The sequence below is a fragment of the Streptomyces prasinopilosus genome (assembly GCF_001419695.1).
In the GTDB taxonomy this organism is placed as follows: Bacteria; Actinomycetota; Actinomycetes; order Streptomycetales; family Streptomycetaceae; genus Streptomyces; species Streptomyces prasinopilosus.
Genome location: NZ_LIRG01000756.1, coordinates 1 through 4,438, shown reverse-complemented (window position 1 = coordinate 4,438; position 4,438 = coordinate 1). Strand labels below are relative to the sequence as shown.

Annotated in this window: 4 protein-coding genes; 3 read left to right on the top strand and 1 reads right to left on the bottom strand. The window is 71.7% G+C overall.

Annotated elements, in window-relative coordinates:
* Window positions 1–124 precede the first annotated feature (124 nt).
* Window positions 125–364 (top strand): hypothetical protein, encoded by a 240-nt coding sequence (locus tag AOK18_RS25885; protein WP_055695906.1) that lies wholly within the window; start codon window positions 125–127, stop codon window positions 362–364.
* Window positions 365–500: 136 nt separating this feature from the next.
* A complete protein-coding gene (locus AOK18_RS25880; RefSeq protein WP_055695905.1) occupies window positions 501–1,166 on the top strand; it encodes a Uma2 family endonuclease in 666 nt (221 codons plus the stop codon).
* An 87-nt stretch (window positions 1,167–1,253) separates the two neighbouring features.
* Here the strand turns inward: AOK18_RS25880 and AOK18_RS25875 are convergent, their stop codons facing one another.
* Window positions 1,254–3,116, bottom strand: a complete 1,863-nt coding sequence (locus AOK18_RS25875) for a bifunctional metallophosphatase/5'-nucleotidase (protein WP_055695904.1) — start codon at window positions 3,114–3,116, stop codon at window positions 1,254–1,256.
* Window positions 3,117–3,437: 321 nt separating this feature from the next.
* Here AOK18_RS25875 and mshD point away from each other — a divergent pair, with 321 nt between their 5' ends.
* On the top strand, window positions 3,438–4,388 hold the full coding sequence (gene mshD, locus AOK18_RS25870) for a mycothiol synthase (protein ID WP_055695903.1): 951 nt from the start codon (window positions 3,438–3,440) through the stop codon (window positions 4,386–4,388).
* Window positions 4,389–4,438 lie beyond the last annotated feature (50 nt).

Sequence of the window (4,438 nt, the reverse complement as noted above, 5' to 3'; positions counted from 1 at the left end):
TCGACGCCGTGGAGCACACCGTCCGGCGCATGGCGGAGGACGACACCGAAGGCCTCGTGTTCCGCGACGCGGACGGCCACGGCTATGACGCGGACGGCCGGCCCGTCGACGCGGGCGGGTGCCGGTGAGCGCGTACGCCATCCGGTACGTGGACCGCGCGGCGGCCCGCAAGGCCGCCTTACCGGACGCGCAGCGCACCTCGCTCGAGGACCTCGAGAAGCTGCTCACGCTCGACCCGTTCGGCCCGCCGGCCCTCAGCAACCGCGACAACAGCTGGTCGGCGGCCTTCCGGGGCGGCTTCGTCACCCACGTCGTCTCCCACCGCCACGTCGTCGTCAACGTCATCGACCTCGTGGCCCTCTGACGCCAGAGCGTCGTTTCTCCCCCGATCGGGTGAGCAGGAGCCGTATCCCCTGGTCAGCCGTATCCCCGCACCTACCGTGATCGCGTTGCTTGTGCCCTGGGCACGCTCAGCCCACACTTGAGGAGGTGACGTCACCATGACCGCTCTTGTGTACGAGAGGCCCGAAACCATGTCTGAGATCAGGACCGCGGCCGGGCCGGAGAACGGAACCGGGAACGGGCCCGACCTGGACGAGGTCGTGTGGCAGGCATGGAAGGCCGTGGAACTCCCGGAGGGCTACCGCGCCGAGATCATCGAGGGAGCCATCGAGGTGTCGCCCACCGGCCGCCTGTCCCACGCCCGGATCGCCAATCGGCTGCGCAACGCGCTGGTGCGGTTCCTGGGAGAGGGCGCGTACTCGGCGTACCAGGACGCCAACGTCATCTTCCGGCACAAGGGATGGGTCCCCGATGTCTTCGTCGCACCCGAGGACCTGGAGCCGTACGCGGACGAGGACGGACTCGGTGTCGACGCGGCGGCGGTTCGCCTGGTGGTCGAGGTGGTCTCTCCCGGAAAGCGCCACGAGGACCGCGACCGGATCAGGAAGCGCCGTGAATACGCCCGCGCCGGCATCCCGGTATACGTGATCATCGACGACCACGACGCACAGGGCACCGTCACCGTCCTCACCGAACCTCGGCCCGACAAGGCCGACTGGCTGGGTGTCGTGCGGGTCCCCTACGGAACCGACGTCGACCTTCCGAAGGGCCCCGCCACGGGCTTCGTGATCGGAGAGGCGATCACCGGCCCCAAGCGGACCTGAGCCGGAACAGGAAGAAGGGGCCCGGTACCCGTAGGCCTCGCACGGCCTGCCGGGTGTGCCGGGCCCCTCTCCGAGGGCGTCCGTCGGCTACCGCACGATCGTGATGCGGTCCGCCGCCGGCGGGGCGAGCGGGTCCGCGGCCGAGGAGTTGGCCGTCAGGTACCGCTCCAGGGCCGTCAGGTCGTCCTCGCCGACCAGGTCGCCCGTGCCCTCGCCGAGGGTGGTGAAGCCGTCTCCGCCGCCCGCGAGGAAGCTGTTCGTGGCGACGCGGTAGGTGGCGGCATCGTCGATCGGCTCGCCGTTCAGCCGGATGGAGTCCGTGACCACCCGGTCCGCGCCGGTCTTCGTCAGGTCCAGGGTGTAGGTCAGGCCGGAGGAGACCTGGAGGATCTTCGGCGCCGCCTCGTTCGGGCCGCTCACCTGCTCCTTGAGGGCCTGGATCAGCTGGGCGCCGGTGAAGTCCTGGAGGTTGACCGTGTTGGCGAAGGGCTGGACGGTGAAGCCCTCGGCGAACGTCACCACGCCGTCGCCCTCACCGCCGCTCGCCGCGTAGGTGAGGGAGGCGCGGATGCCGCCCGGGTTCATCAGGGCCAGGTCGGTCTCCGGGTCCAGGCTCCTGCCGTACTCCAGCTGGGCGTCGGCGATCAGGTCGCCGAGCGGGGACTCGGTGCCGTCCTTGACGATGTCGCCGGAGATGTGACCGATGGCGCGGTTGCCGATGGGGGCGGCGAGGGCGTTCCACTTGTCGATCAGCCGGCTCATGTCCGGCGCCTTGGGGACGTCCCGCGTCACCACGTGGTTCGCCGACTTCACGGCCGTACGGGCGATGTCACCCGTGCGGCGGTCGTACGTCAGCGTGGTGTCCGTGTAGAGGCGGCCGAAGGAGGCGGCCGAGGTGACCATGCGGGGGTTGCCCGCCGGGTCCGGGATCGTGCAGACGTACGCCGCGTGGGTGTGGCCGGTGACCAGCGCGTCCACCTGGGGCGACACCTTCCCGGCGATGTCCGCGATCGGGCCGGAGACACCGTCGCCCGCACCCGGGGAGTCGCAGTCGTAGTTGTACGCGGACGAGGCCGGGAAGCCGCCCTCGTGGACCAGGGCGACGATCGACTTCACGCCCTGGCGCCGGAGCTCCTCGGCGTACTTGTTGATGGTGTCGACCTCGTCCTCGAAGGACAGGCCCCTGACGCCCTCGGCGGACACGATGTCCGGGGTGGCCTCCAGCGTCACGCCGATGAAGCCGACCTTGACGCCGTTCTTCCTCCACACCCAGTACGGGTCGAGGAGGGGCTTCCCCGTCTTCTCGTCCAGGACGTTGGCGGCCAGGTACGGGAAGTCGGCGCCCTTGAACCCCTTGTCCGTGTAGCAGCCGTCGACGGGGTGGCAGCCGCCGTTCTGCAGCCGGGCCAGTTCCTTCGCGCCCTCGTCGAACTCGTGGTTGCCGACGGACGTGACGTCCAGGTCCAGCTTGTTCAGCGCCTCGATGGTGGGCTCGTCGTGGAACAGGCCCGAGATCAGCGGGGACGCGCCCACCATGTCGCCGCCGGCCGCGGTGACGGAGTAGCGGTTGCCCTTGCGGGCCTCGCGCAGGTGCGTGGCGAGGTACTCCGCACCGCCCGCGTCGATGTTCTCCGTCGTCCCGTCCTCGTGGAGGCGGGTGACCCGGCCCGAGGAGCCCGACGGGGGCTCGAGGTTGCCGTGCAGGTCGTTGAAGGACAGCAACTGCACGTCCTGGTAACGGCCCTTGTCCCCCTTGCCGCCGCCGTGGCCCTCGTGGTGGCCGGGCGACGTGCCGGCCCTGCCCTCACCGGCGCTCGCAGCGCCGGCGGGCAGGGCGGCCGCGGTCAGCGCGCCGACGGTGAGCACACCGGCCGCGGTCGCGAGGAGACGGTGCGTACGGCGTCTGCGGCGCTGTACCGACGAGGCCGGCGACGCGGATGTGGCTGGCATGTGCCCCCCAGTGGGTCTGCGTGGGTCGGGGTGAGTGAGTGTGAGCGGGTGCGTGCGCGTGGGTGAGCGGGTGTGCGTGCTGCGAGATGCGTCGGGGTCGGCCGGGGCCGGTCCACGGGGGTCCGGGAGCGATCCGGGCGAGGCGGCCGACCGCCCGGAAGCCTAAGGTCAACGCGCGTAGCGCGACAGGGGTTTCGTGGTCACATCCTGGTCATCTTTCCCACGGCCGGTGGTCGCCCGGCCCGACCGGCCGCCACGACGCCCTCCGTGTCCCGTCCCCGTCCCGTCCGTTTTCGGCGGGCTCGGCTTACCCTCGTACGCATGACCAGCGACGACATCGCACGCTCCGGCCGCACCCGCTCGCTCCAGACGTACGCCGCGCTCTCCCCGGAGCAGGTCGAGGCGGTGCTCGCCCTGCTCCACGAGGCCGCCGGGACCGACGGGCAGCAGGCGGTGTCCGAGCAGGGGCGGTTGCAGCTGCGCGGCGGGGAGCGGGCGGGTGTCTCGCATCTGCTGCTCTCCCTCACGGGCGAGGGGGACGACGCCGGCACCGGTGAACTCGTCGGCTACGCCCAGTTGGAGGACACCGACCCGGTCGAGCCCCCGGCCGCCGAACTGGTCGTGCACCCCTCGCACCGGGGGCAGGGGCACGGGCGGGCGCTCGGGTCCGCGCTGCTCGCCGCCTCCGGCAAGCGGATGCGGGTGTGGGCGCACGGCGGCCACTCCGCCGCCCGGCACCTCGCCCAGGTCCTCGGCCTCACCCTCTTCCGCGAGCTGCGGCAGATGCGGCGGCCGTTGACGGACCTGGACCTGCCCGACCCGGTGCTCCCCGACGGCGTGACCGTACGCACCTTCGTCCCCGGTCGGGACGACGCCGCCTGGCTCGCGCTGAACGCCGCCGCGTTCGCCCACCACCCCGAGCAGGGCTCCCTCACCCAGCGCGACCTCGACGACCGCAAGGCCGAGCCCTGGTTCGACCCGAAGGGCTTCTTCCTCGCCGAGCGGGACGGCCGCCTCGTCGGCTTCCACTGGACCAAGGTGCACCGGGCGGAGGACCTCGGCGAGGTGTACGTCCTCGGGGTGAGCCCGCAGGCCCAGGGCGGCGGGCTCGGCAAGTCCCTCACGACGATCGGGTTGCGGCATCTGGCGGGGCAGGGACTGCCGGCCGTCATGCTGTACGTCGACGCCGACAACAAGGCGGCGGTGGCCGTCTACGAGCGGCTGGGCTTCCTCACCCACGAGACGGACCTGATGTACCGCACCGAGACCTGAAGTCCGAGGCCTGAGGCCTGAAGCCCGATCGGCCTGCGGGCCCGGGCCCG